Annotated in this window: 1 rRNA gene (cut by a window edge); it reads right to left on the bottom strand. The window is 57.4% G+C overall.

Features of this window, described 5'->3' with window-relative positions:
* Window positions 1–1278, bottom strand: a 23S ribosomal RNA gene (locus AB0436_RS30475) (it extends 1485 nt beyond the left edge of the window).
* Between the last annotated feature and the right edge of the window lie 258 nt (window positions 1279–1536).

Below are 1536 nucleotides of genomic sequence, written 5' to 3'. Positions count from 1 at the left end.
CGTATGAATGACACGACTTCGGCGGTACGCTTGAGCCCCGCTACATTGTCGGCGCGGAATCACTTGACCAGTGAGCTATTACGCACTCTTTCAAGGGTGGCTGCTTCTAAGCCAACCTCCTGGTTGTCTCTGCGACTCCACATCCTTTCCCACTTAGCGTACGCTTAGGGGCCTTAGTCGATGCTCTGGGCTGTTTCCCTCTCGACCATGGAGCTTATCCCCCACAGTCTCACTGCCGCGCTCTCACTTACCGGCATTCGGAGTTTGGCTAAGGTCAGTAACCCGGTAGGGCCCATCGCCTATCCAGTGCTCTACCTCCGGCAAGAAACACACGACGCTGCACCTAAATGCATTTCGGGGAGAACCAGCTATCACGGAGTTTGATTGGCCTTTCACCCCTAACCACAGGTCATCCCCCAGGTTTTCAACCCTGGTGGGTTCGGTCCTCCACGACCTCTTACAGCCGCTTCAACCTGCCCATGGCTAGATCACTCCGCTTCGGGTCTAGAGCGTGCAACTCAAACGCCCTATTAGGACTCGCTTTCGCTACGGCTTCCCCACACGGGTTAACCTCGCTACACACCGCTAACTCGCAGGCTCATTCTTCAAAAGGCACGCAGTCACGACTGACAGCACAAGTGCTGCCAGCGACGCTCCCACGGCTTGTAGGCACACGGTTTCAGGTACTATTTCACTCCGCTCCCGCGGTACTTTTCACCATTCCCTCACGGTACTATCCGCTATCGGTCACCAGGGAATATTTAGGCTTAGCGGGTGGTCCCGCCAGATTCACACGGGATTTCTCGGGCCCCGTGCTACTTGGGTGTCTCTCAAACGAGCCGTCAATGTTTCAGCTACGGGGGTCTTACCCTCTACGCCGGACCTTTCGCATGTCCTTCGCCTACATCAACGGTTTCTGACTCGTCTCATGGCCGGCAGACCATGAAAGAGAGATCCCACAACCCCGCATGCGCAACCCCTGCCGGGTATCACACACATACGGTTTGGCCTCATCCGGTTTCGCTCGCCACTACTCCCGGAATCACGGTTGTTTTCTCTTCCTGAGGGTACTGAGATGTTTCACTTCCCCTCGTTCCCTCCACATGCCCTATGTGTTCAGGCATGGGTGACAGCCCATGACGACTGCCGGGTTTCCCCATTCGGAAACCCCCGGATCAAAGCCTGGTTGACGGCTCCCCGGGGACTATCGTGGCCTCCCACGTCCTTCATCGGTTCCTGGTGCCAAGGCATCCACCGTGCGCCCTTAAAAACTTGGCCACAGATGCTCGCGTCCACTGTGCAGTTCTCAAACAACGACCAACCACCCACCACCCCGCCCACACGGGCGAGTTCACTGGGGCCGGCAACCGAAGGACACAGGCCTCCAGGCCCGTACCTTCAGACACCCAACAGCGTGCCCGACCCGGTACCCCCTCGATTCACGTTCCACGCCGAAGCAGTACTAGTGACCTTGAAGGACCGTGCCGAGTAGTCAACGTTCCACCCATGAGCAACCAGCATCAGACGTTCGCTGAT

The organism is Streptomyces sp. NPDC051322, from assembly GCF_040689485.1.
Lineage (GTDB): Bacteria > Actinomycetota > Actinomycetes > Streptomycetales > Streptomycetaceae > Streptomyces.
The sequence above is the reverse complement of the archived record's forward strand: the minus strand, read 5'-3'. Positions and strand labels throughout refer to the sequence as shown.